General features: G+C 63.9%; 21 protein-coding genes and 1 tRNA gene. 7 read left to right on the top strand and 15 right to left on the bottom strand.

Going from position 1 to position 22,641, the window contains the following annotated elements; all coding sequences use genetic code 11:
* Positions 1–57 precede the first annotated feature (57 nt).
* Positions 58–1,245 carry a xylose isomerase gene (gene xylA, locus AC5RU9_RS19805; protein ID WP_211713584.1) on the bottom strand — a complete coding sequence of 396 codons (1,188 nt, stop codon included), beginning with the start codon at positions 1,243–1,245 and terminating at the stop codon, positions 58–60.
* A gap of 81 nt (positions 1,246–1,326) precedes the next feature.
* Between xylA and AC5RU9_RS19800 the strand changes: the two genes are divergently transcribed.
* The 3 genes from AC5RU9_RS19800 (at position 1,327) to AC5RU9_RS19790 (ending at position 3,991) form a co-directional block, all read left to right on the top strand.
* Entirely contained in the window at positions 1,327–2,595 is a 1,269-nt protein-coding gene (locus AC5RU9_RS19800) for an ROK family transcriptional regulator (protein ID WP_494017856.1), read from the top strand.
* 105 nt (positions 2,596–2,700) lie between these two features.
* A complete protein-coding gene (locus AC5RU9_RS19795; protein WP_494017806.1) occupies positions 2,701–3,780 on the top strand; it encodes a YihY/virulence factor BrkB family protein in 1,080 nt (359 codons plus the stop codon).
* Between the two features lie 13 nt (positions 3,781–3,793).
* Positions 3,794–3,991, top strand: coding sequence for a hypothetical protein (locus AC5RU9_RS19790; RefSeq protein ID WP_494017805.1), 198 nt, complete (start codon positions 3,794–3,796; stop codon positions 3,989–3,991).
* A gap of 59 nt (positions 3,992–4,050) precedes the next feature.
* Here AC5RU9_RS19790 and AC5RU9_RS19785 read toward each other — a convergent pair whose 3' ends face one another.
* The 3 genes from AC5RU9_RS19785 to AC5RU9_RS19775 are packed head-to-tail and all read right to left on the bottom strand — an operon-like array spanning position 4,051 to position 7,273.
* Positions 4,051–4,893 (bottom strand): sugar phosphate isomerase/epimerase family protein, encoded by an 843-nt coding sequence (locus tag AC5RU9_RS19785; protein ID WP_494017804.1) that lies wholly within the window; start codon positions 4,891–4,893, stop codon positions 4,051–4,053.
* The gene (locus AC5RU9_RS19780; RefSeq protein WP_494017803.1) at positions 4,890–6,104 is read right to left on the bottom strand and encodes a dihydrodipicolinate synthase family protein; all 1,215 of its coding nucleotides are present in this window, start codon (positions 6,102–6,104) and stop codon (positions 4,890–4,892) included. Before AC5RU9_RS19780 ends, AC5RU9_RS19785 begins: the two co-directional genes overlap by 4 nt.
* Entirely contained in the window at positions 6,104–7,273 is a 1,170-nt protein-coding gene (locus AC5RU9_RS19775) for a Gfo/Idh/MocA family protein (protein WP_494017802.1), read from the bottom strand. Before AC5RU9_RS19775 ends, AC5RU9_RS19780 begins: the two co-directional genes overlap by 1 nt.
* 198 nt (positions 7,274–7,471) lie before the next feature.
* On the opposite strand from AC5RU9_RS19775, the gene AC5RU9_RS19770 reads away from it, so the two are divergent.
* Positions 7,472–8,539 carry a LacI family DNA-binding transcriptional regulator gene (locus AC5RU9_RS19770; RefSeq protein WP_494017801.1) on the top strand — a complete coding sequence of 356 codons (1,068 nt, stop codon included), beginning with the start codon at positions 7,472–7,474 and terminating at the stop codon, positions 8,537–8,539.
* Between the two features lie 28 nt (positions 8,540–8,567).
* Here the strand turns inward: AC5RU9_RS19770 and AC5RU9_RS19765 are convergent, their stop codons facing one another.
* The 3 genes from AC5RU9_RS19765 to AC5RU9_RS19755 form a co-directional block, all read right to left on the bottom strand.
* Positions 8,568–9,341 (bottom strand): sugar phosphate isomerase/epimerase family protein, encoded by a 774-nt coding sequence (locus tag AC5RU9_RS19765; RefSeq protein ID WP_494017800.1) that lies wholly within the window; start codon positions 9,339–9,341, stop codon positions 8,568–8,570.
* A 228-nt stretch (positions 9,342–9,569) separates the two neighbouring features.
* A complete protein-coding gene (locus AC5RU9_RS19760) occupies positions 9,570–10,136 on the bottom strand; it encodes a GNAT family N-acetyltransferase (RefSeq protein ID WP_494017799.1) in 567 nt (188 codons plus the stop codon).
* Positions 10,137–10,182: 46 nt separating this feature from the next.
* On the bottom strand, positions 10,183–11,037 hold the full coding sequence (locus AC5RU9_RS19755) for a LysR substrate-binding domain-containing protein (protein WP_494017798.1): 855 nt from the start codon (positions 11,035–11,037) through the stop codon (positions 10,183–10,185).
* Positions 11,038–11,204: 167 nt separating this feature from the next.
* Between AC5RU9_RS19755 and AC5RU9_RS19750 the strand changes: the two genes are divergently transcribed.
* Positions 11,205–12,605, top strand: coding sequence for an MFS transporter (locus AC5RU9_RS19750; RefSeq protein WP_494017797.1), 1,401 nt, complete (start codon positions 11,205–11,207; stop codon positions 12,603–12,605).
* Positions 12,606–12,654: 49 nt separating this feature from the next.
* On the opposite strand, the gene AC5RU9_RS19745 is transcribed toward AC5RU9_RS19750, so the two are convergent.
* From AC5RU9_RS19745 to AC5RU9_RS19730, 4 genes are all read right to left on the bottom strand, one after another.
* Complete coding sequence (locus tag AC5RU9_RS19745) at positions 12,655–13,812, bottom strand: N(5)-(carboxyethyl)ornithine synthase (RefSeq protein WP_494017796.1); 1,158 nt, start codon at positions 13,810–13,812, stop codon at positions 12,655–12,657.
* Positions 13,809–13,943, bottom strand: coding sequence for a hypothetical protein (locus AC5RU9_RS19740; protein WP_458108388.1), 135 nt, complete (start codon positions 13,941–13,943; stop codon positions 13,809–13,811). Before AC5RU9_RS19740 ends, AC5RU9_RS19745 begins: the two co-directional genes overlap by 4 nt.
* 224 nt (positions 13,944–14,167) lie before the next feature.
* Positions 14,168–14,241: transfer RNA gene (locus AC5RU9_RS19735), tRNA-Gly, on the bottom strand.
* 78 nt (positions 14,242–14,319) lie between these two features.
* Entirely contained in the window at positions 14,320–15,834 is a 1,515-nt protein-coding gene (locus AC5RU9_RS19730; RefSeq protein ID WP_494017795.1) for a M15 family metallopeptidase, read from the bottom strand.
* 213 nt (positions 15,835–16,047) lie between these two features.
* Between AC5RU9_RS19730 and AC5RU9_RS19725 the strand changes: the two genes are divergently transcribed.
* Positions 16,048–16,491 carry an SRPBCC family protein gene (locus AC5RU9_RS19725; protein WP_494017794.1) on the top strand — a complete coding sequence of 148 codons (444 nt, stop codon included), beginning with the start codon at positions 16,048–16,050 and terminating at the stop codon, positions 16,489–16,491.
* Between the two features lie 3 nt (positions 16,492–16,494).
* Here AC5RU9_RS19725 and AC5RU9_RS19720 read toward each other — a convergent pair whose 3' ends face one another.
* Entirely contained in the window at positions 16,495–18,417 is a 1,923-nt protein-coding gene (locus AC5RU9_RS19720; RefSeq protein WP_494017793.1) for a CAP domain-containing protein, read from the bottom strand.
* Positions 18,418–18,542: 125 nt separating this feature from the next.
* Here AC5RU9_RS19720 and dcd point away from each other — a divergent pair, with 125 nt between their 5' ends.
* Positions 18,543–19,118 (top strand): dCTP deaminase, encoded by a 576-nt coding sequence (gene dcd, locus AC5RU9_RS19715; RefSeq protein WP_494017792.1) that lies wholly within the window; start codon positions 18,543–18,545, stop codon positions 19,116–19,118.
* A gap of 323 nt (positions 19,119–19,441) precedes the next feature.
* Here dcd and AC5RU9_RS19710 read toward each other — a convergent pair whose 3' ends face one another.
* The 3 genes from AC5RU9_RS19710 to AC5RU9_RS19700 form a co-directional block, all read right to left on the bottom strand.
* Positions 19,442–20,644: a cation:proton antiporter gene (locus AC5RU9_RS19710; protein ID WP_494017791.1), complete on the bottom strand. Its 1,203-nt coding sequence runs from the start codon at positions 20,642–20,644 to the stop codon at positions 19,442–19,444.
* Positions 20,645–20,649: 5 nt separating this feature from the next.
* A complete protein-coding gene (locus tag AC5RU9_RS19705; RefSeq protein WP_211713611.1) occupies positions 20,650–21,132 on the bottom strand; it encodes a cation:proton antiporter regulatory subunit in 483 nt (160 codons plus the stop codon).
* Between the two features lie 63 nt (positions 21,133–21,195).
* Entirely contained in the window at positions 21,196–22,596 is a 1,401-nt protein-coding gene (locus tag AC5RU9_RS19700) for an MFS transporter (RefSeq protein ID WP_494017790.1), read from the bottom strand.
* Between the last annotated feature and the right edge of the window lie 45 nt (positions 22,597–22,641).

Below are 22,641 nucleotides of genomic sequence, written 5' to 3'. Positions count from 1 at the left end.
CGGACGTACCCGAAACAAGGGCACGTCCGGTGATGGATGTTGGTGGGCGGGAGTGACTTAGCGGGCGCCGAGCAGGTGCTCGATGGCCAGCTGGTTGAGGCGGACGAAAGCGAACGAGCGCTCCGCGGCCTGGTCGGCGTCGAACGTTTCGAAAGCGCTGGCGTCAGCCAGCAGGTCCGCGGTGGTCTCGCCGGCGCTAAGAGTCGGCTCGCCCAGCTCGAACACGCCTGAGGTGGCCAGCGCTTCCTGGACCTCGGGATCCGCGCGGAACGCAAGCGCACGCTCCTTGAGCAGGAGGTACATGGACATGTTGGACTTTGCGGATTCCCAAACGCCGTCGTAACCGTCCGTGCGGGACGGCTTGTAGTCGAAGTGGCGTGGGCCGTCGTACTTCGGTCCGCCGTTCGGGAAGCCGTTCTCCAGGAGGTCCACGGTAAAGAAGGCGCTGGTGAGGTCGCCGTGGCCGAAGACGAGGTCTTGGTCGTACTTGATTCCACGCTGGCCGTTGAGGTCGATGTGGAAAAGCTTTCCGGCCCACAGTGCCTGGGCGATGCCGTGGGTGAAGTTCAGGCCCGCCATCTGCTCGTGGCCCGTCTCCGGGTTGAGGCCCACGATGTCACCGTGTTCCAGCTGCGCGATGAACGCGAGGCCGTGCCCGACGGTGGGAAGGAATATATCGCCGCGGGGTTCGTTCGGCTTGGGCTCCAGGGCGATCCGTAGGCCGTAACCCTTCTCCTTGATATAGCCGGCCGCGGTGTCAACGCCTTCCTTCATGCGGTCCAGCGCGGCGGAGAGGTCCTTCGAGCCGTCATATTCGCTGCCTTCGCGGCCGCCCCACATCACGAACGTCTCGGCGCCAAGCTCGGCAGCGAGATCGATGTTGCGGAGGATCTTGCTCAGGGCGAAGCGACGGATGGAGCGGTCGTTCGACGTGAAGCCACCGTCCTTGAAGACGGGGTGGCTGAAGAGGTTGGTGGTCACCATGGGCGTCTTCAAGCCGGTCTCGGCCAATGCTGCCTTGAAGTTCTTCAGGATCAGTTCACGTTCGGAGGCCGTGGCGTCGAAGGGGATCAGGTCATTGTCATGGAAAGTGATGCCGTAGGCGCCGAGGTCGCTGAGCTTGTGGACTGCTTCTACCGGGTCCAGGGCAGGGCGGGTTGCTACGCCGAACGGGTCTGCGCCTGTCCAGCCGACGGTCCAAAGGCCAAAGGTGAAGCGGTCCTGGGGGGTGGGCTGCGGGGTCATTTTGCTCCTTTGCAAAGCACTGGGAAGGGAAGGAAAGTAGTGCCTTCCAATTAGTTTTCAATCTGAACTATATGGGGGATGATGGATTATGGTCAATGGAAGCCGGCAAAAAGTTTTTCGAATCCGCAGGGAGGTCCCATACCCGTGATTGACGCAACCGCGCCGGGGCGCGTAGGTGATGTCCGCCGTCGTAATCTTTCGCTCGTGTTGGACTCCATCGCGAGGACGGGGGATGCCAAGCCCAGTCGCGCGCAGCTTGCCGCGGGAACCGGACTTACCAAGGCTGCGGTGTCCAGCCTCGTCGCCGACCTCGTGGAATCAGGGCTGGTCTCCGAGGTGGGCCTTTATCGCGACGGTGAGCGGGGGAGGCCGGGCCAGGGCCTGGAGCTCAGTTCCCGGCGCGGCGTGATCGGCATGGAAATTAACGTGGATTACCTGGCCGTAGGCGTGGTGGACCTGGGTGGCAACCTGCGCTTCCATTCAAGTGTTGAGTCGCCCAACCGGGGCTTGGAGCCGGCAACGGTGATGGAGCGTCTCGGCGCCTTGGCGGCCGAGGCGAAGGCTGCTGCGGCCGCCGAAGGCATAGCCATCCTCGGTGGCGGCCTGGCTGTCCCCGGGCTGGTGGACGAGCAACGAAGCGTCGTCCTCTCCGCCCCTAACCTGCATTGGGAAAATGAGCCATTGAATCCACGGGCCCTCCTGGAGGGGGCCCCGCTTGGGGTGCGGTTGTCCAACGAGGCCAACAGTGCAGCACTGGGCGAACTTTGGTACGGCGGCGGCCCCACCGACTTCCTCTACGTGTCCGGAGAGGTGGGTGTAGGTGGCGGCGTCATTATCGCGTCCGAGCTGTACACGGGACCGGGTGGTTCCGCGGGGGAGCTGGGGCATATCGTAGTGAACCCGGACGGACCGTCCTGCTCGTGCGGTGGGGCGGGGTGCCTGGAAACCTTCGCTGGCCAAGAGGCGATATTCGAGGCGGCGGGCATTCCGCCCGGCACGTTGGAGGGGCGCGCAGAGGTACTGCTCGCCGCGCTTCGGCGGCGGGATCCGCAGGCTACGAAGGCAGTCGACGACGCCGGACGGTACCTGGGCGTGGCCCTCGCCTCCTCTGCCCGGCTGATGGATATCGAAGCGGTAGTGCTCGGCGGGCATTTTGCCGTGCTGGGAGAGTGGCTGCGCCCGGCCCTGTTGGGTAGCCTGGAGCGCCATGCGCCGGGGCTCCTGGATCCGAGGAACCTGACATTGTCCGGCCTGGAGCATTCCGGAACCCTGCTGGGAGCTGCCGGCCAGGTGATCCGCTCCGTGATTGAGTCGCCGTTCGAGTTCCTGCTGGCGGCGAAGCTGGCATAGATTCCGGGTTGAAAGTCGGCGTGGGTTCTTCCTAAAGAATCATCAGCATGCTTAGTATTGGTGAGTCAGTTGTTCGCGCAACCTACCCCCACGAACGAGTGCCCCATGACTACACAAGATTCAGCCCACACAAGCACTGCCAAGGCGCAGACCGCACCTTCCCCGGAAGACTCGCGCAAGCCGGACAGTCCCAACGACCTCGCCAAACCCACATGGATGTACATCGCCAAAAGGACCCTGAGGGAGTTCACCAAGGACCAGTGCCCGGACGCTGCGGCAGGCTTGACGTACTACGGTGTGCTCGCGCTCTTCCCCGCGCTCCTTGCCTTGGTTTCGCTTCTCGGCATATTTGGCGATGCAGGCAAGACCACATCGGGATTGCTGGACATCGTCCAGCAATTTGCTCCCGGACCGGGCGTTGACACCCTCCGAAAGCCCATTGAGGAGCTGACCCAATCCAACGCGGCAGGCTTCGCCCTGTTCTTCGGGATCGTGGTGGCCCTATGGTCGGCCTCCGGATACGTGTCCGCGTTTAGCCGCGCCATGAACCGCGTCTACGAAGTGGACGAAGGGCGTGGGTTCATCAAGCTCCGCGGCACGATGCTGGCAGTGACGGTCGTCGCCGTCGTTGGTGCAGCGCTGGTCGCCGCCATGCTGGTCCTCAGTGGGCCGGTGGCAGAAGCAATCGGCGGCGCCATTGGATTGTCCCAGGCGTTCCTGACGGTCTGGAACATCGCGAAATGGCCGGTACTCATCGTCATTGTGGTGGCCATCATTGCCGTGCTCTACTACTTCACTCCCAACGTCAAGCAGCCCAAGTTCCGCTGGATGAGCATGGGCTCCCTCATCGCCCTGGTGATTTTTGCCCTCGCCTCACTGGGGTTCGGCTTCTACGTTGCCAACTTCAGCAACTACAACAAAACCTATGGCGCCCTGGCGGGTGTGATCATCATGTTGCTGTGGCTCTGGATCCTCAACATGTCCTTGCTGTTCGGTGCCGAATTCGACGCCGAGATGGAGCGTGGCCGCCAGCTGCAGGGTGGAATTGAAGCTGAAGAGAGCATTCAGCTGCCGCCCCGCGACACCAAGAAGAGCGACAAGATGCAGGAAAAGGAAGATGAAATTGTCAGGACCGGAGAGGAAATCCGTGAAAGCAACGGCGACGAACCGCGGAAGAACAAGTAGCCGGAACCCTGTCATGGACGCCAGCAAAACCAAGCTCAAAGCGATCAAACACGGCGACAACGTGAAGATCCGGGGTGAAGTCTTCCGGGTCAGCGCAGTGCAGCCTGCGGAAGGCTCACCGAACATCACCTTGGAACTGCAAGGGCACGACGGCGGTTCGGTCACCCTCATCGGCCTGCCGAAGGCCCGCGTGGAGCTTGCCGCGAGCTGAGGCGGCCTTGGTGCGACCCTCCCGCGGAGATTGGGGCCATCCGCGGGAGGATCACGTTCTTAGGCGAACGGGAGGACGAGCTCCGCGTAGCGCTGCTTCATGGTTTCCAGGACGGTGTCACCATCGGCATCCCAGATCTCCTGGTTAAAGATTTCAACCTCGATGTCGCCCGTGTACCCGGCGTCCCGGACCCAGGTGCCGATAGTCGCGAAGTCGATGACGCCGTCGCCCATCATTCCGCGCGAGAGCAGCGCATCCGTAGCGATCGGCAGGTTGAAATCGCACACCTGGTAGGAGGCGATGCGGTTCTCGCGGCCAGCTCGTTCGATCTGCGCCTTGAGTTCCGGATCCCACCAGACGTGGAAGGTGTCGACGGCGACGCCCACTGCCTTCGCGGCGTACGGCGCGGCGAGGTCCAGGGCCTGGCCCAGGGTGGAGATCAGGGCACGGTCGGCCGCGTACATCGGGTGCAGGGGCTCAAGAACCAACCGAATGCCATGCTCTGAGGCAAAGGGAACGAGTTCCTCCAGCCGGTCCGCCACGCGTTGCCGTGCAGCGACCACGTCCTTCTCACCCGGTGCGAGCCCACCAACAACCAGGAACAACTCCTGGGTGTCCAGTGCTACTGCTTCGCGGACGGCTTCGAAGTTGTCGGCCAGTGCTGCGGCCTGTCCCTCGGGATCTGCCGCGGTGAGGAAGCCGCCGCGGCACAGCGAGGAAACCCGGAGTCCGGCGTCCTTGATGAGCTTGGCTGCTTTGTCCAGGCCAGCCTCGGCCACGCGGTCACGCCACGGGCCGATCGCGGGGATGCCCGCGCGGGCACAACCGTCCACGGCCTGGGCAAGTGTCCACTTCTTTGTGGTGGCGCTGTTCAGCGACAACCGCGAGAAATCCGTGCTCATGCGCCCACTCCGTTGATCCGAAGGTAGTCCGACATGCGGAACGCTGCCAGGGACGGATCCTTCAGTAGTCCGGCTTTGTCCGCCAGTTCGAAGGTCTTCGCCAGGTGCAGGACCGAACGGCCCGAGTGCAGGCCGCCCACCATCTGGAAGCCGGGCTGCTTGCCGTTGAGCCAGGACATGAAGGCAATCCCGGTCTTGTAGTAGAACGTCGGGGCGCTGAAGATGTGCTTGCCGAGCTCACGGGTGGAGTCCAGGACTGCGCGCCCTTCAGCACCTTGGCCGGCGTCGTACTTCTGCAACGCAACCGAAGCGGCCGGGTAGATGGCCGCGAAGATGCCCAGCAGGGCGTCCGAGTGGTGCGTTTCGTCGCCGTCGATCAGTTCCGGATAGTTGAAGTCGTCGCCGGTGTACAAGCGCACACCGGACGGGAGCGCAGCGCGCAGCGCGACCTCGTGCGAGGCGTCCAGCAGCGACACCTTCACCCCGTCAACCTTGTCCGCGTGCTCGCGGATCAGGCTAAGGAACGTGTCGGTAGCGACGGAGACGTCATCGGAGCCCCAGTAGCCAGCCAGTGAGGGGTCGAACATGGTGCCCAGCCAGTGCAGGATCACGGGCTGGTCCACTTCCTGCAGGAGCGTGGAGTAGACGTGCAGGTAGTCGTCGGCGCTGTTGGCAACCTTGGCCAAGGCGCGGGAGGCCATGAGGATGACCTTGGGCCCGGCCTCGCTGACGACGGCGATCTGCTCACGGTAGGCGTCGATGACGGCCTGGATACCGGCTGCACCGTCAGGGAGGGCGGCAATATCCAGCTGGTCGGTTCCGGCACCACAGGAAACGAGGTCCCGGACGGACTTGCCGGCCGTCGCCGCATTGTTGCCGGCTACGACGGACGCGGCCTCGGCACCTGTGCGCTTGATGAGCTGCTGGGTCGCAGCCCAGTCCAGGCCCATGCCGCGTTGTGCGGTGTCCATGGCGTCAGCAACACCCAGCCCGTAGGACCACAGCTCGTGCCGGTACGCCAGCGTGGCATCCCAGTCGAGCTGCGCCGGGGCGCCTGGGGTGTTATCAGCTGCCACTTCGGGGATGACGTGGGCTGCAGCGTAAGCGCGGCGCGCCGCCAGCGGAGCCGTTGGCTTGACCCATGCTGTGGCGGGTTGGAGGCGGTACTCGCGGGTGCCGCCGTCGTCGGTGGGAAGGATGAGTGACGTCATTAGAGGGTGATCTCCGGGATGTCGATGGTGCGGCGCTCGGCCGAGGACTGGAGGCCAAGTTCGGCCAGCTGTACGCCGCGGGCAGCGGAGAGGAGGCCGAAGCGGTGCTCACGGCCGGCGACGACGTCGCGCAGGAACTCTTCCCACTGAAGCTTGAAGCCGTTGTCCAGCTCGGCGTTGGCGGGAACTTCCTGCCACTGGCTCCGGAAGGATTCGGTGACGGGCAAGTCCGGGTTCCAGACGGGCTTGGGCGTGTGGGCGCGCTGCTGCGCGACGCACTTGTTCAAACCGGCGACGGCGGAACCGTGCGTGCCGTCGATCTGGAACTCAACCAGTTCGTCGCGGTAGACGCGGACGGCCCAGGAGGAGTTGATCTGGCCGATCACGTCATCGCCGCCCGGGGTCTCGAGCTCGAAGATGCCGTAGGAAGCGTCGTCGGCGGTGGCCTTGTATTCCTTGCCGGCTTCGTCCCAGCGTGCGGGGATGTGGGTGGCGGTCTTGGCGTTGACGCTCTTGACCTTGCCGATGATTCCTTCAAGGACGTAGTTCCAGTGGCAGAACATGTCCGTGGTCATGCCGCCGCCGTCTTCCTTGCGGTAGTTCCAGGACGGACGCTGGGCAGCCTGGACATCGCCTTCGAAGACCCAGTACCCGAACTCGCCACGGATGGAGAGGATGCGGCCGAAGAAACCCTCGTCCACCAGGCGGCGGAGCTTGACCAGGCCGGGGAGGTAGAGCTTGTCGTGCACAACGCCCGCGGTGACGCCTGATTCCTTGCCGATTTGGGCGAGCTCGATGGCTTCCTCCAAGGTCTCGGCAGTGGGCTTCTCAGTGAAGATGTGCTTGCCGGCACGCATGGCCTTCTTCAGGGTGGCGGCGCGGAGGCTGGTCATCGAAGCGTCGAACACGATGTCTACGGTGGGGTCGTTGATGACCGCGTCCAGGTCGGTGGACCACTCGGAGACTTTGTGCAGTTCGGCGAGTTCGCGGATCTTGGCCTCGTTGCGGCCAACCAGGATCGGCTCCACCTGGACCTTGGTGCCGTTTTCGAGGGTGAAGCCCCCGGCGTCGCGGATGGGGAGGATGGACCGCAGCAAGTGCTGGCGGTAACCCATACGGCCGGTGATGCCGTTCATGGCGATGCGGATCGTCTTTGTTTCGAAACCCATGTTTTGTCTCCAGTGCCTTGTGTGCCGGTCGCTCTGCGGTTCCCGGTGCTTGCTTGGTTCGTGTGGGAAAGCGCATTCCCATTGCAAAGAATCATGCACCATGGCGCGCCAGCTTGGCAAGCGCTTTCCCGAATTCCCGCTCGAACTGCCATAATTTCCTTAGCGCCAGTCCCGACGCCTGCAGACAAGGAGGGCCCCGTGGCCGCCAGCACACTTAGTGAAGTTGCCCGTTTAGCCGGGGTTTCCCTGGCTACAGCATCCCGGGTCCTCAACGGCTCATCCCGTAAGCCGGCGGAAGACATCGCCGAGCGCGTCCGCGAGGCCGCCGATAAGCTCGGCTATGTCCCCAATGCGCAGGCACAGGCGCTCGCGAAGTCCAGTTCCGGACTGATAGGCCTGATTGTCCACGACATCGCCGATCCCTACTTCTCGGCCATAGCCCGCGGCGTGCAGGAAGCCGCCCGGCAGCAGAACCGCATGGTGTTGCTGGCAAGCACCTCCGGCGCCGCTTCCGACGAGCGGGAAGCCGTAGCTGCCTTCGCTGCCCGCCGTGCGGACTCCATCGTGATCGCTGGTTCACGCTCCGTCCGGGCCGAGGACCAGCAAGGCAATACCGAGCTCGCCTCCGAGTTGGACCGTTACTGCCGCAACGGCGGACATGTGGGCGTGGTGGGGCACCCCATCGTCGGCGCTTCCGCCTCAGAGGGCTACCACGTGGTGAAGGTCCCCAACGAGGAACTCGCGGCTGGCCTCGCCGCAGAATTGGCTGCCTCCCACGATGGACCGTTCCTGATCATCGCCGGCCCCGAAGGCCTGTACACCTCCGACGACAGGGTCCGCGGATTCCAGCGCGGACTCGCCGACGCCGGCAGGCCGCCGGCCGAGGTCATCCGCACCGGCTTCAATCGTGCGGGAGGATACGACGCCGGCCTGGCGCTCGCGGAACGGATCAAGTCTTCCGAAGAACGGCTCTGCATCTTCGCGGTCAACGACGTCATGGCCATCGGAGTCACAGCCGCGCTTCGACCGGAAGGGGTATGGATTCCCCGCGATGCCACCATCGCTGGCTTTGACGATATCGAGACCCTGCGCGACTTCCGGCCGGCGTTGTCCACGGTCCACCTGCCGCTTGAGGATATTGGTCGCCTCGCTGCCGGAGACCCGGATACGCCACCTGTCAGCGGCGTGGTCAAGCTTCGCCGCAGCACCGAGGCTCCGACTGCAGAAGCTCCGGCTACAGATGCTCCGGTGGAATCCCAGGCGTGACCACGCTGCCGTCCGGGCGGCTTTCGCGCTAGTCCTCGCCCAGGGTGATGGTGTGCAGGAAGGCGGCGTCATTGAAGACGTTCTCCGGGAGGTCATCCTCGACGAACTCCAACATGATGTCCATATCCTTGCCGTTGCCCCGCAGGACGTCGGTGACTGTCTGCCACAGCAACTTGCGGTTCCGCAGCGGGAACCGCTCGGCTTCAGGCCCCCAGGAGAAGCAGTGCACGCCAACCACACGAGGCAGGACCTGGTGGAGCGAGTCGAGTGCCTGCTGGTCGGAAAGCCCGACGGCGGGTTGCCAGTAGGTGCCGACGTTGGCGTGGTTGACGCGGTCCAGCAACTCGAGGGTGGTGCCGGGGGAGTCCGTGAGAGTGTTGCCGTGGTATTCGAAGGCGATGGTGATCCCGCGTTCGGCCCCGAGATCGGCAATACGCTGGGTGTCTGTCACCACCGAGTCCCAGTGTTCCGGGCCGGCACCCGCAGATCCGAGTTCCCCGGCCCATACACGGACCCTTGGGGCGCCCAGTGCGCTGGCGAGATCCAAGGCCTTTCCAAAGTCTCCGAAAGCGCCGCATCGGTAGTACGAGCCAAGCGACAGGACCGTTAGCCCAGCGTCTTTCGTGGCGCGCCTGGCATGGGCCGCTGATTCCGCATCACCGACGTGGACATCGGTGCCCCATTCGATCCCTGCCAGGCCAGCCTCGGAGGAGATTCGCGCAACGTCGTCGATCCCCAGCGCGCGGAGGGTGACGGAACAGATGCCAGGCGTGAGGTCAGCCAGCGTGGTGAGGTCGGTCATGCTTCACAGGATACCGGGAATGCGCTTACCCAGTAAGGGCTGATCGTATGCCGAACACTGTCCGCACCGGTTCCCGCCGAACGCACCCGGTACGAGCGAACGCCGCACCCGCTCCCGCCGAACGCACCCCGTACGCGCAAGCGGCGCGGCCATTCCCGCCCAACGCACCAGAGGTTACGGGTGCGAACGGCGGAAAAGGGTGCGGCCTACATGTCGCACATCTCCGGGCTACAGCTGGAACCAGTAACGCCGGATCGCTTCGGTGACTCCCAACTCCGGGGCAAAACTCTCCGGTGGCCGGACGCTTTCAAGAACGCCGCCGCACGCCTCGATGGTGCGGGCCGACGCCACGTTCGGCTGCTTGCACGTCACCAATACTCGTTCCATGCCGAGGGCGCGACCCTCCAGGAGGGCGCTTTTCAGTGCTAGTTTGGCGAGCCCCCGGCCCCGCGCACTGGGCCGGATGCCGTAGCCGATGTTGCCTCCCACCTCAACGAGGTAGTCATTGACCAATGAGTGCCTGAGGCTGGCGGCCCCCAAGTAGGCGTTGTCCTCGACAACCCAGAGGGTGGTCTGGTTGGCCAAACCTTCGGGAGGTTGGAAGCTCTCCTTGGGCAGCTCGTGCAGCAGGCCAACCCATTCCGCGAAGTCGCTGCTGTCGCGGAGATCCAGGCCGTACCTCCCGGCCACAAAAGCCGCCGAGCCATCCTGATTAAGGGTTCCCCACTCGTCATAGCTGTCCAGCCAGGACTTATGGAAGCGTGCCGACGGCTGTGTGAGCTTGGCGTGAGTCATGGGGTGAGCGTACTACGGCCGCTGGCTGCTCCCAGCCGGCCAGCACCTAGTTCGACTTGCTGAGGGTCCTGCCCATGATCGCTTGTGTCAAGGCGTCGATCACCTCTGCGTTCGCCAGCGGATTGCGGATCAGGGTGAAGTCGACGTCACCCACCGGGGGCAGGCCGAAGCGCTGGGTGATGACTTTCAGGTCTTCCGGGACCAGTGATGCCGGCATCACGGCGACGCCGATGCCTGCCCGGACCGCAGCCAGGACGCCGCTGATCTGCTTGGTACTGCATGTGATCCGCCACGTCCGGCCTTCGGCTTCCAGTGCATCGATAGCCAGCTTCCGGCTCAGGCTGGGAGCCGGATAGGCAATGAGGGGGACCGGGGCTCCAAGTTCCAGCACGGTCTGCTCGACGCCAACCCAGGCGAAGTTGTCATGTCGGACTACGGTGCCTTCCTTTGCTCCGGCCACCCACTTCACGAAAACCAGGTCCAGTTGCCCCGCATTGAGGCGCTTGTATAGCTGGTCGCTTTGGCTGACTGTCAGCTCGAGGTTGATCTGCGGGTACAGCTGACGGAACTCACGCAGGATCCGCGGGAGGCCCGTAATGGCAAGGTCGTCGGCGGTACCAAAGCGGAGTCGGCCGCGCATCGCCGAACCGGAAAAGTACCGTGCAGCTGAGTCGTGGGCGGCAAGGATGTTGCGGGCAAAGCCGGCCATGGCATCCCCGTTGTCGGTCAACCTGACCTCCCGAGTGTCCCGCGCTACGAGGACGCGTTTGGCGGCGGCTTCGAGCTTGCGGACGTGTTGGCTGACGGTGGGCTGTGCCAATCCCAGGCGGTCGGCGGCTTTGGTGAAACTCAAGGTTTCGGCCACAGCGAGGAAGGAGCGGAGCTGGACTGGTTCGAACACAAAACTCCTCGGTGGCCGGGCTGGACTACTGCGTCACTTCCCTTGTGCTGCAAGCAGCTCATTGCATTCCGCAATGCTAGTTATAGGCGCAATACTCTTCCATAATTGCTGCTGGCAACCATAGCGTTAAACGCATCCCACCGAAACTCTCCATCCGAGGACTACTTTTGGCACCCCCACCGCCTTCAGCGGCACACGTCAGCCAGCCCGTCATCGATTCTTTGTCCGCCCGTCCCTTGCCGGACACAAACCAGCCGGACACCGTCACCCAGCCACTCGCCGTCGTGAGTGAAAAGCTGCCCTGGCGGCACACGTTCATCTCCCTGAAGGTCCCCAACTTCAGGATTTTCGCGATCGGCCACTTCATCGCCGTGATCGCCATCTGGATGCAGCGCATCGCCCAGGACTGGATGGTTCTTGAACTTTCCGGTTCCGTCACCGCCGTCGGAATTACCGTGGCGCTGCAGTTCATGCCATCGCTGTTCCTGGGGCCCTGGGGCGGCATGATCGCCGACCGCTTCCCCAAACGGAAGATCCTCATCATCTGCCAGTCGGCGGCTGCGGTGCTGGCTGCCCTGTTGGCCGTCCTGTCACTGAGCCAGCGGGTTGAGGTCTGGCACGTGTATGCCATTGCCCTGGCGTTGGGCTTCGTGACGGTCCTCGACCAACCGGCACGGCAGGTCTTCGTCAATGAACTCGTTGGGCCAAAATACCTGCGCAACGCCATCAGCGTGAACTCAACCACCTTCCAGCTAGGCGGCCTGATCGGGCCCGCTCTGGCTGGCGTGCTGCTCACCGCCGTGGGCGCAGGCTGGGCGTTCGCCGCCAACGCGGTTGCGTGCTGCTCCACCGTGACCATGCTGCTCATTTTGCGCAAGGACCAGCTGCACCTCAGCCAGCCCACACCGCGCAAGAAAGGCATGCTGCGGGAAGGCCTGAACTATGCGCTCAGCAAGCCCACCATCTACTGGCCTTGGCTCATGGCGGGGTTCGTCGCAGTTTTCGCGATGAGCCTTCCGGTGCTGTTGGCGGCTTTTGCGGACCACGTGTACGACGCCGGGGCCGGAGGCTACGGCCTGCTGAACGCGATGGTTGCGCTCGGTGCACTGACCGGCGCCGTGGCGTCCACCCGACGTCGGCAGTTGCGGTTACGTTCGGTGGTCACGTCCGCCGGGTTGTACGGCCTGATGCTCTGCCTGTCCTCGATCATGCCGTCCATGGTGTGGTTCAGCGTCATCATGGTGCTCGCCGGATTCTGGTGCCTGATGTTCCTGACCGCCGCGAACCAGATGGTGCAGACCAGTTCCAACATGAGTATCCGTGGCCGAGTCATGAGCCTGTACCTCGTGGTGTTGATCGGTGGCCAGGCGATCGGCGGCCCCATGATGGGTTGGCTCGCCGAACACCTCGGTCCGCACCTGGCCATTTTGATAGCTGGCGGCGTGCCGGCCATCGCGGCTGCGGTAGTCGCCGTCGTACTGGCCCGGAAGTCCTCCCTCCACATCAAAGTGGATTTGCGCGACCGGCGGCGTGTACTGAGGATCGTGCAGGAAGCCCAGGCAGCTTAAAGAAGGCGGCGCCCGCGGCAGGACCGCGGGTGCTGCCGTCTTGGCGCCTTTAAGCCGCAGGCACGTGCGGGTAGTCCGCCGAACGTCCCTGGAACTCCAGGATGTCCGGATTCCGGATGACGCCGTCGCGGATTTCGATGGCTCGGGAGATGGTCTCATTGGCAGCCCACTCGTCCGGCCCCGCCACCACCGTCCCGAGGAAAGGCAGCAGTGCTTCGCTGATTTCCCAGCTGGCCGAGTTCCACAGGTACGACGGGCTGTGGTCCACGGCGTAGTAGTTGACGTGCCCGCCCACGCGAAACATGGGCTCGTCGAAGGTAGTTGTCCGGGCCCAGCTAAAGCCCATCCCTTCGTCGCAGGAGACATCCACGATCAGGCTGTCCGGCTTGAACTCCCCCAAGTCCTCGGTACGCAAGTACGTGAGCGGCGCGTTCGGGTCCTGCAGGGTGCAATTGACCACGATGTCGGCCGCCGCAAGGAACGGCGCCAGGGGCTTGCGCCCGGTGTCCGTGATGACTTCGCTGAGGAACGGCGCCTTGCTGTCATGGTCGAATTGCACGATCCGCACCGAATGGATCGGCGACCCCACGGCAGCGACACCCCGGTTGGTCAGGACCTGCACATCGTGGACGCCATGGGCGTTCAACGCGGTGACGGCCCCGCGGGCAGTAGCCCCGAAACCGATGACCACCGCACTCAAGCGCCGGCCATAGTCGCCCGTGGAACCCGTCAGGGCCAAGGCATGCAGCACGGAACAGTACCCAGCGAGCTCGTTGTTCTTGTGGAAAACGTGCAGGCCAAAACCGCCATCCGCCGCCCAATGGTTCATGGCCTCGAACGCGATGAGCGTGAGTTTCTTGTCGATGGCCAACTGGGTGATGGCCCGGTCCTGCACACAGTGCGGCCACCCCCACAGTGTCTGGCCGTCGCGGAGCTCGGCAAGGTCCTGGGCCTGCGGCTTGGGCAGGAGGACGACGTCGCTCTGGGCGATCAGCTCGTGGCGGGTACCAAGCCCGCCGACCAACGACTCCAGCGTGCTGTCCGGGACGCCAAACCGTTCGCCGTAACCGTATTCGAACCGGAGCTGTTGGCGCACTTCCGGAGCAATGCGCTCCAAATGCTGGGGATGGATGGGAAGGCGGCGCTCATTGGGCTTCAGCGAGGAAGCGAGGACGCCTATGCTCAGCTGGCCAGTTGGCGCGGTCACTTCTTGTTGCCGGTGGAAGGCTTTGCGGCCTCGGTGGCGGAGGACTCGGAGGCCCGCTTGTCCGCACGTTTTTCCTTGATGGACTTACTGGATTTCTTCGATGCAGCTTGGCGCGGTGATTTGTCGCCCATGATCGCTCCCTTAGAGCGGAGCCGAAATGGCTCCTGACTCCTGACGATACACCTCTCAGGGAGGAGCTGTGGCCGGGGTCACTGGGGCTCTGCGCACAGGGGAGAGGTGACCCTTGGGAGAGGCGACCCTTGGGCAGGCGGCCCGCGGGGCGGTGATCCGGGGGGCGGCCGGAGATCAGGCCTGGGACAGAAGAAACCCCGGATCGCTGGATCCGGGGTTTCCTTGGAGCGGGCGACGGGAATCGAACCCGCGTATCGAGCTTGGGAAGCTAGCGCTCTACCATTGAGCTACGCCCGCGATGCCCCGGGAAAATCCCTTGAGCGAGTCCTAGCTTAGCGCAGTTCCAGGGGCCCTCATGACAGATGCTTCCCGGGCCTACTTGAACAGTTTCAAGTTGCTCCACCCCGAGCCCACCTGACCGTATGTGGTCCACTGCCCGCGGCCCAGGCCATAGTTATAGAGGTTGCCGTCGGCGGTCTGCGCTGTGATGCCGCGCGTGCCGGCACCGGTCAGCCCGAAGCTCGGCGTCAATACACGCATGTACTGCCAGCCCGTGCCCACTGTTGTGGCCGGTCCGTAGAAGCCTGCCCAACCATCACCGCGGTAGTTGATCAGGGAACCGGATGGGGTCCGGGCCAGAATGTCGTTGGCGCCGTCGCCTTCCCAGTCGGCAATGGTAAGTTCCATGCCATTCCAGCCCTTACCAATAATTTGCGGGGCGCTGAGCGCACCACCGAAGGTGTTGGCGTAGTAGCGCAGGACACCGTCGGGGAAGTATCCGACCACGCCGGGTCGGTCATGCGCGTGCGTCCACTTGCCCACGGTGATGGTCATGCGGTCCCAGCCGCCGTTCCCGACAACAACCTGGCCGCCGAATCCGCCGCCCGGTAGGCCCCGATAGACGCCGAGCATGCCGTTGTTCCATTGCGCAAGGATGTCGTAGACACCATCGATGTCCCAGTCCACTACGAAGGCCTGCTTCAGCCCAGTCCACCCCGGACCTACCTGGACGGCGCCCATGTAGCCGCCCGCCGCCGTAGCCGGGTAGCGCAACAGACGGCCAGAAGTGTCAGCAGCAAGCAGGTCGGCGCCGGACTTGATGCTGGCTGCCGCGGCAGGGTTGCCAGCGAAATAATGCTCCAGGGTGGGGAACCCGCGCCGGTTCATGTCGGTAGCCAGGGCAACGCCCACGTAGCGCAGGTGCCATGGCTCGTAGCTGTAACCCGTGGTGCCGGTGTAACCGTTGGGGTAACGGACGATGAAGCCGTACTTGTAGGCGTTTGCGGCAACCCACTTGCCGGCGGCGGTGTCGCCGAAGCACGTGCTCAGGCCGCAGGAACCGGCCGCGTTGCCGATGTCCATTGCCAGGCCGGTCTGGTGCTCGCTGTAGCCGGGACGTGCGGAAATCGTATCCGCATAGGCCTGGCCGTAGATGCTGACATAGTACGCGTAGACCTGCTGTTGCTGGGCGTACGAACGGTAGCCGCTGACGATTGACAAACCACCGGTGCCGGCATCAGCCGCGCCTTGGAACAGGCCGTTGAGCCACGCAGCGGCTTCGGCCCGCATGTATTGACCCGAGCCCCGGGCATTGATGAGGTCATTGGGAGCGTAGCTTGCCGGATTCAGCGGCCTCGACTTGTTGACCAGCACCGAGAAGCTCGCCGGATCTCCGACAGGGTCAACGCTAGGCAGTGGGTTTGCAGTTGCGGGCACGCCCACCTTCGCCGTCACGGCAGTACTGGCCACCGCAGCCCGGTCAGGCGCGGCTGCGGTGGCAGGTGTCGCTGAAATCGCACCGCCCGCCACCGCTACGGCGAGGAAAACCGCGCACGCGGCCACCCGTCGTCGAGCCTTTGCCGCAAAAAGTTGATGGTCAAGAACCCGCATAATGCCCCCAAATCGGTATTTACCAGCCTCGGGCACTCTACCGCGTGGAACCGATGGTGTCAGTCGTAACTTTATGAAGCGCCAGGTAACCATTCGGACAAGGCTCGTACTGGATGTGTTCCGGTGGGGCGCGGCTGACTATTCTGAAAGTGTTAGCTGCAGCGTATGGGGAACCGGGCTACGACATCGGACCGTACGCCGAAAGAGGTTTCCGTGGCATTCGCAGACTATGAAGTGGTGATCAGCAGGGACGCCATGACCGTTTACGGATTCCTTATGGACGGTATGAACAATTCACTCTGGCGCTCCGGGATCCGCAGCATCTCCCTCCGCTCCGGCAACCGCGGTCAAAAGGGCGCTCTGTACCAGCAGACAATCATTGGCCCGGGCGGACGCCCCGTAGCGGCCGACTTCCAGATCACCGAGGCTCGGCCAGGTGCGGAAGTGCGCTTTGCCGTGGTGGCCGGACCGGCCCGGCCAACCGGCGGCTACTACCTCAGCACCGAAGGACAGACAACCCGGCTCAGGTTCGCCCTGGAGTACAACCCCAAGGGCCTGCAGAAACTGATGAACGGCGTTATCCAGAAGACCATGGAGGCCGAAGTTGCCCAACTGGAGCAGCTCAAGACCGTGATGGAATCGCGCTCAGTGGTGTGAGCCCTACTGGGCCAGCTTGAAGCCGGTCCAACCGCCGCCCACCGTCACCGGCGTAGTAAGCCTTCCGGAGGAAAGATCCCAGTACTCCAGAACTCCGTTGGTGCCAAGACCAGCGACGCCTGTGGTGCCTGGTCCATTGACTCCTTGCAGGGCACGCAATGCGGAGTAGTCAGTCCACGCCGCGCCTACCACCGGCCTGGCTTCTTGTTTGGGGGTGCCCAGGCCGCTGCCGCGGTAAAGGCGCAGGTATCCGTTGGGCTCAACCGTCAACAGGTCCTGCAATCCGTCCGCGTTGTAATCCACCATGCTGAGCCGCACGGCCTTGTTTCCTGTGCCGATCGCCGCCTGTGAACGGATGAACGTCAGGCCTGCGTTCCTGTATAACCACAAGCCACCCGAGGCGTCCATGGCAACAATTTGCGGCAGGCGGTTGTTGGCACACCAGTTACCAATGGCAAGATTCAGGGACTGCCATCCCTGGCCAAGGACGCCCGGGGAGCCGAAGCCGCCGCTGGCCCTTCCCGGATAGACCAGTAGTGCACCGTCAGTCCTTTGGGCTATGAGATCGAAAACGCCGTCGCGGTCCCAGTCAGAAACGAACAGCTCCTTGAGCCCCGTAAAGCCGACGCCGATCTTCTTGACAGCGCCATACTTGGCATTCCCCCGCGATGGATACGAGTACACCGTTCCGTCCGGCCCCACAGACACGAGGTCGGCAGCGCTGCCGATGGATGCCGCGCTCAGGTTGACCGTAGGGGGTTGGTATTTGTTGTCCGGTTCGCACACAGCCACCGGATCGGTGGGCGGAGTGACCGTCCCACCGGGCCGCGTCGTGGTCCCCGCCGGCAGGGTGGTGTAACCGAAGAAGTTCACTACGCCCCAAAGCGTGTAACGGTTCGGCGTGGTCTGCCAGTTGCCGTCCGTGTACGTGATGCCAATGCCCATCACGTTGAACCGGGGATCGCGGAGGAGGGCATCGTGCCCCGGCGATTGCTTCCACCACTCCACGAGCTGTGCGGCGTCACGGTCCCAGCGGACAGCGATGACTTCACCCGCGCCATTGTTCGGATTGAGTGCCCGGGGGTCGGTCCAGAAATTGGGGCGGTGCTGGATCACTTCCCGGCTCGCGATGTTGTTGGACCACTCCTGAGCCAGGCTGGCCACCGTTGCGTGGTACTTCACCGGTGCCAACCCGAGGGATGCGCGGTAGCTGTTGATCGCGTTAAACACCGTCAGGATCGCGGCGGAGTTGCTGTCAGGAAGGAGTGCCAATGCTCCGTTGTCGGGATCGGTTTCCTGGCTCGGCGCCTTCCCTGGGAACGGGGTTGGGGCTGCCGTGGATGTTGTTGGGACGGGTGCCGGGGTTGGCGTGGCGGAGGTGGCGGACGGCGTGGGGACGGGTGAAGTGGCGGACGGCGTCGGCGTTGGCGTGGAGCTCGGCGTCTGCTGTGGAACCGGACCGATCGCGGGAGCCGTTGGCGCTGGATCGGGTGTAACGGCGGATGTGGTGTCGCGGGGTGCGGGCTCAGCCTCCGTGGCTGGGGGACCGGTGATGCCGGTATCGGGGACACTAGGGTTGTCAGGGCCCCACGACGGTCCGATGTTCGGCACCGGCGGTGGCGTCTCGAACACGGGATCTATCGCGACCGGCCCATCGCCGGTGGCCCGTTCCGGAGCCGGAATGCTGACGGGGTCCTCGGCGCTGCCGGCTACTGGAGTCGCTTCGGAAGGGCCAGGGTCGGCGAGCGGTGCCGGGTCCGCCGTCGTGGTCGCTTCCGGTGCGTTCAGTCCCGACGGGACACCCGCTGAAGAAGCGGTCCCGTCAGGGACCGTCTGCGTTGCCGGAAGGAGCTGGCTGGAAGCAGCCACGCACAGGGCCAGCGCTCCGGCCAGCACAATAGCGGCAGGCGCTGCCAGTTTTTTCACAATTACCCCGCGAATGCTCGATGCCCCCAGGTACGGGCGCGGTTCTACATGTCCGGGAACTATAGTCCCATGGGGCTGGCCGGACAATGCATCGGGTATTTGGCGCATGGGGTATTTTTGATGCTGTGCTGATCTCTGACCGCGATATTCGTGCCGAAATAGACTCCCAACGGATTGTTCTTGAACCGTACGACCCCGCGATGGTCCAGCCGTCTTCCGTGGACGTCCGGATTGACCGGTTCTTCCGGCTCTTCGACAACCACAAATACGCCCACATCGACCCTGCCGAAGAACAGCCGGAACTCACGCGGCTGGTAGAGGTCGAAGGCGACGAACCTTTCATCCTGCACCCCGGTGAATTCGTGCTGGGCTCCACCTACGAAACGGTCAGCCTCGCGGACGACATCGCCGCGCGCCTCGAAGGAAAGTCGTCCCTGGGCCGCCTCGGGCTGCTGACGCACTCCACAGCCGGCTTCATCGACCCCGGGTTTTCCGGGCACGTAACGTTGGAACTGTCGAACGTCGCCACCCTCCCCATCAAGCTGTGGCCGGGCATGAAGATCGGCCAGCTCTGCTTCTTCCGACTCACGTCGACGGCCGAGCACCCCTACGGCTCCGGCGAATACGGCAACCGCTACCAGGGCCAGCGCGGCCCCACCGCCAGCCGCAGCCACCAGAACTTCCACCGGACGTCCATTTAGTTCTTCTTAGTTCTTGGCGTCGAGGGGGTTAGCTCCCGGCCCACCTCGTTGCGGCCGCGGATCAAATCATTTGTCGTCTTACGCGACCCCTTGGGCCGGGAAGTGGTGTGGCCGGATCTCGCCTTCCGGAGTTCAAAGGCGCGATAAATTACGACGGCGGTCACCACCTCAGCGCCGCGCAGAAGGAATCCGACATCCAACGGGAGGCCTTGCTCGCAGCCAACGACTGGATCTCCGTGGTGATCACAGTCGAACAAGTGCGTGTGCACGGGTATGACGGTGTTGCCCGCCGCATCAGGGAGGCCCTTATCCGTGGGGGCGGCTTAGGCGGGAGCGCGCTCGGGGCGGCGCCGGGGTGGGGCTCCGGGGGTTTTGCGGAAGACCTTGACCACGGGCTCGACGAACCGTGCCGCCAGGGGACCGAGGATGGCCATGATGAGGACGTATGCCGTGGCGAGTGCGGCGAGCTCGTCGGGGACGGCTCCGGACGTGACGGCGAGGCCTGCGATGACGATGGAGAACTCGCCGCGTGCGATCAGCGCTGCCCCGGCGCGGAAACGGCCAGGCACAGCGATGCCGGCACGTTTCGCAGCCCAGAATCCCGTGAGCATTTTGGTGAGGGTGGTTAGGACGGCCAACACGAGGGCCCATCCGAGCACGGGCGGGATGGACGTGGGGTCTGTGTTCAGCCCGAATGCCACGAAGAAGATGGCCGCAAACAGGTCACGCAAGGGTTCCAGGATCCGTGTGGCGTTATGCGCGGTGGCCCCGGAGATCGCGATCCCCAACATGAAGGCACCCACAGCAGCCGATACCTGCAATGCCGAGGCTATGCCAGCCACCAACAGCGCGAGCCCCAGCAAGTTCAGCAGGAAGACTTCGGAGTTCTCGCTGTGGATCGCTTGGGACACCCGGTGGCCGTGCTTGAGGGCGATCACCAGCACCACCGTGACCACGGCCAGGGCGATGCCCACGGTCTGCAGGCCGCCCAGGAAACCAACACCGGCGAGGATCGCGGTGAGGATGGGGAGGTAGATGGCCATGGCCAGGTCTTCGAACACCAGGATGGACAGCACGACGGGCGTCTCGCGGTTACCAATGCGGCCCAGGTCGGTGATGACTTTTGCGGCAATCCCTGACGACGAGATGTAGGTGACGCCGCCCATGACGATGGCGCCCACGAGGCCCCACCCCAGGAGGACGGCAATACCGGCTCCTGGAATGAAGTTCAGGATGAAGTCCAGCACGCCCGCCTGCCATGAGCGCCTCAGCCCGGTGACGAGCTCTGACGCCGTATATTCCAGTCCGAGCATAAGCAGGAGCAGTATGACGCCAATTTCGCCAGAGAGGTGCGAAAACTCGTGCATGCCGTCCAGCTTGACGAACCCGCCGGCACCGAAGGCCAAACCGCCCACAAGGTAGAGCGGAATGGGCGACATGCCAATTCGACCCGCTAACCGAGCCAGGAGGCCGAGGCAGAAGACGACGGCCCCCAGTTCAACGAGGGCTAGTGCAAGCGGGTCCATCCGGGTTAGCCGTTACGCAGGATGTCGGCTGCTGAGTCAAGACCTTCCTGCGTGCCGACTGCTACGAGTAAGTCACCGGTATGGAGTACGACGTCGGGCGCGGGCGAGGGGACGACCTCGCCTTCGCGCATGATCGCGACGATGGAAACGCCGCTGCGGGTACGAACCTGGGCTTTGCCCATGGGCTGGTTGACGAAGGGCGAATCCGGGGTGATGGAGAACTGCCGCGTGACGATGCCGGGAACCTCGCGGTGGGCTTCAGCCAGGCGCATGGCTATGTGCTGGCCACCGAGGAGGTTGCCCAGGGCGGCTGCTTCATCGGCTGTCAGGGGTATGGTCGCCTGGCACGTGTCGGGGTCGTCCCACGTGGACACGAAGAGTTGGGTCTCGCCCTCCCGCAGTTCCACCACGCCAATACGCCGGCCCGAGGCCGTGACGAAATCCTTACGGACCCCAAGGCCCGGGAGTTCAGTCTCATCCACATTCATAGCTACACCCTAACTCTGGGAACCGGTCTGGTGTGGGGGTGGCCCTCCGCCGGTCCTATGTAGTTAACGCTCTGGCACCACGGCTATTTCCACTTTTGCGGGTGGCTTTACGGGCAGGATCACCAACAGCCCACCGAGGAGTACCACCATGATCCCAAGGATGCCCCAGCGTTGGGCTTCACCCTCTGCGACCAAGGGAGAAGCGATGGCGATGCACAGGGTGAAGAGTGTCGGGGCCAGGAAGCTGACGGCACGCCCCGTGGTGGCGTAGAGGCCGAACAGTTCACCGGATTCTCCGGCTGGTGCGAGCCGTGCCAGATACGCGCGGGAGGACGACTGGGCGGGGCCCACGAACAGGCAGAGCAGCAAGCCGAAGACCCAGAACGTTGAGGCTCCCGGCCATTCATTGCCGAAGAACACGTAGTCCCCGTTGCCCAACACCAGGATGAACGTACCTGCCACGAGGAGGCCCACCAAAGACAGGACGATGACGGCCTTGGGGCCGATCCTGTCGTCAAGGAAGCCGCCAATGATGGCACCGACGGCGGCGACGACATTGCCGAAAATGGCAAAGAAGATCACTTCCTTGAGCTCGAAACCGAAGGTGCCCGCGGCAATGACGCCGCCGAAGGTGAACACGGCGGCCAGGCCGTCGCGGAAGATGGCGCTGGAGAGCAGGAAGTAGATGGTGTGGGGGCTTGTCCGGTAGATGGCCCCGATACGCCGGATGAGCAACCTGTATGACGCGAAGAAGCCCAGCGATGCGGTTGCTTTTTTAACGGGCACTTCGGGTACAGCGAACATGACGGGCAGGGCGAAGATGAAAAACCAGAGCGCCGAGAAAATCGCGACGAGCCGGATGTTGAGGGAGTCCTGGGTGGAGGCGCCAAACCACTCAAAGGACGGTTGGACGAAGAGCTGAAGCACCAGCAGGAGTGCCACGATTCCGCCGAGGTATCCCATGCCCCAACCGAAGCCGCTGACCTTGCCGATATTCCGTGGCGTTGAGATCTGGGCCAGCATGGCGTTGTAGTTGACGCCCGCGAACTCGAAGAAGATGTTGGCCAGTGCAATCAAGCAGACGCCCAACAGTAGGAACTCCGGCCGCGGGAATACGAAGAAGCACAGCGCCGTGAGGACGGCTGTGGCGGCAGTGTTGACCCCTAGCCACAGCTTGCGCCGGCCGCCCGCGTCTGAGCGCTGGCCGGTGACGGGAGCAAGCAGGGCAATGGCGAGGCCTGCGATGGCCAAGGCTGCACCCAAGGCCGCCGACGCCGCGTCTTCTCCGCCGAAAGCGTTCGACGTCAGGTAGACGGTGAAAACGAACGTGGTCATGACAGCGTTGAAGGCAGCCGAACCCCAGTCCCAGGAGGCCCACGCAAGGATTTGTCCCTTCTTTGACGCGACGGGACCGGAGGCGAGCTCGGACGTTGGGTGGGTTTCTGGAACTGCAGCCGCGTTCATAGTTTGAATGCTATAGGGACCACGCGAACGGTGCTCGCATGACAG

The organism is Arthrobacter sp. B0316-5-4 (assembly GCF_059090325.1).
This window is presented reverse-complemented; position numbering and strand designations above follow the sequence as displayed.

Bases quoted from the DNA above. Each gene is read 5' to 3' on its own strand.
- xylA (WP_211713584.1), bottom strand. From the start codon at position 1,245: ATGACCCCGCAGCCCACCCCCCAGGACCGCTTCACCTTTGGCCTTTGG.
- AC5RU9_RS19800 (WP_494017856.1), top strand. From the start codon at position 1,327: ATGGATTATGGTCAATGGAAGCCGGCAAAAAGTTTTTCGAATCCGCAG.
- AC5RU9_RS19795 (WP_494017806.1), top strand. From the start codon at position 2,701: ATGACTACACAAGATTCAGCCCACACAAGCACTGCCAAGGCGCAGACC.
- AC5RU9_RS19790 (WP_494017805.1), top strand. From the start codon at position 3,794: ATGGACGCCAGCAAAACCAAGCTCAAAGCGATCAAACACGGCGACAAC.
- AC5RU9_RS19785 (WP_494017804.1), bottom strand. From the start codon at position 4,893: ATGAGCACGGATTTCTCGCGGTTGTCGCTGAACAGCGCCACCACAAAG.
- AC5RU9_RS19780 (WP_494017803.1), bottom strand. From the start codon at position 6,104: ATGACGTCACTCATCCTTCCCACCGACGACGGCGGCACCCGCGAGTAC.
- AC5RU9_RS19775 (WP_494017802.1), bottom strand. From the start codon at position 7,273: ATGGGTTTCGAAACAAAGACGATCCGCATCGCCATGAACGGCATCACC.
- AC5RU9_RS19765 (WP_494017800.1), bottom strand. From the start codon at position 9,341: ATGACCGACCTCACCACGCTGGCTGACCTCACGCCTGGCATCTGTTCC.
- AC5RU9_RS19760 (WP_494017799.1), bottom strand. From the start codon at position 10,136: ATGACTCACGCCAAGCTCACACAGCCGTCGGCACGCTTCCATAAGTCC.
- AC5RU9_RS19740 (WP_458108388.1), bottom strand. From the start codon at position 13,943: ATGGGCGACAAATCACCGCGCCAAGCTGCATCGAAGAAATCCAGTAAG.
- AC5RU9_RS19730 (WP_494017795.1), bottom strand. From the start codon at position 15,834: ATGCGGGTTCTTGACCATCAACTTTTTGCGGCAAAGGCTCGACGACGG.
- AC5RU9_RS19710 (WP_494017791.1), bottom strand. From the start codon at position 20,644: ATGGACCCGCTTGCACTAGCCCTCGTTGAACTGGGGGCCGTCGTCTTC.
- AC5RU9_RS19705 (WP_211713611.1), bottom strand. From the start codon at position 21,132: ATGAATGTGGATGAGACTGAACTCCCGGGCCTTGGGGTCCGTAAGGAT.
- AC5RU9_RS19700 (WP_494017790.1), bottom strand. From the start codon at position 22,596: ATGAACGCGGCTGCAGTTCCAGAAACCCACCCAACGTCCGAGCTCGCC.